Annotated in this window: 1 protein-coding gene; it reads left to right on the forward strand. The window is 43.2% G+C overall.

Annotated elements, in window-relative coordinates; translation table 11 throughout:
- The coding region (locus SB658_RS25450) for an SDR family oxidoreductase (protein WP_410603221.1) at nucleotides 1-188 on the forward strand (188 nt) is incomplete at its 5' end.
- Between the last annotated feature and the right edge of the window lie 69 nt (nucleotides 189-257).

The following is a 257-nucleotide window of genomic DNA, read 5'->3' on the forward strand; positions in this document are numbered from 1 at the left end:
GTGCCGTCCATACAGACATGATGAAAAGCTTCACACAAGAAGATATTGACATGCTGGAGGAAGAAATCCCGCTTGGCCGGCTTGCATCACCTGAGGAGATTGCTGATGTCATTTGGTTTCTCGCCTCAAAGCAGTCAAGTTATATGACAGGTCAAGTTTTATCCGTTAATGGCGGCTGGTACTGTTAAAAAACGTGTATAATTCGTCACTCCATGACAAAAGCTATGGCTGTAATTCATCTTTTCGAATGGAGGAAT

The organism is Bacillus sp. SIMBA_008, from assembly GCF_046535495.1.
GTDB lineage: Bacteria > Bacillota > Bacilli > Bacillales > Bacillaceae > Bacillus > Bacillus subtilis.